1 protein-coding gene is annotated in these 570 nt (G+C 70.5%); it reads left to right on the top strand.

Going from position 1 to position 570, the window contains the following annotated elements:
• The first annotated feature begins 10 nt into the window (after positions 1-10).
• On the top strand, positions 11-496 hold the full coding sequence (ruvX, locus tag AX692_RS18115) for a Holliday junction resolvase RuvX (protein WP_081095454.1): 486 nt from the start codon (positions 11-13) through the stop codon (positions 494-496).
• The last annotated feature ends 74 nt before the right edge of the window (positions 497-570 follow it).

Genomic DNA, 570 nt, shown 5'->3' with positions numbered 1-570 from the left:
GGGTGGACGCGTGGAAACCCGCCAATTGATCTTCGAGGACGCGCGCGGCTTCGGGGAGGCCGTGGGGGAAGGCGGCGTGCTGCTCGGGCTCGACCTCGGCACCAGAACGATCGGCACCGCGACCTGCGACGCGGGCTGGCGCTTCGCCACCAACGGCACCACGATCCAGCGCGGCAAGTGGGGCAAGGACCGCGAGACCCTGGCTGCGCTGATCAAGAGCCGTTCCGTGCGCGGGATCGTCCTCGGCCTGCCGCGCAACATGGACGGCTCCGAAGGCCCGCGCGCGCAGGCTTCCCGCGCCTATGCCAGGAATTGCGCCGAGGCCTTCGCGCTCCCGATCCTCCTGTGGGACGAGCGCTGGTCGACCCAGGCCGCCGAGGCGGCGATGATCGGCCAGGACATGAGCCGCGCCAAACGCGCCGCCGCGATCGACAGCCATGCGGCGGCGGTGATCTTGCAGGGGGCAATCGACCGGCTGGCAGGGGGCGTGCTGTAGTTTAGCCCCCTCACTTGAGGGAGGGGAGTTACTCCCTCCCAATTCCACCATTGCACCCGGCCCGCCCCTCGCCC

Origin of the sequence: Erythrobacter donghaensis (genome assembly GCF_001557325.1) — a bacterium.
GTDB classification, from domain to species: Bacteria; Pseudomonadota; Alphaproteobacteria; order Sphingomonadales; family Sphingomonadaceae; genus Erythrobacter; species Erythrobacter donghaensis_B.
The sequence above is the reverse complement of the archived record's forward strand: the minus strand, read 5'-3'. Positions and strand labels throughout refer to the sequence as shown.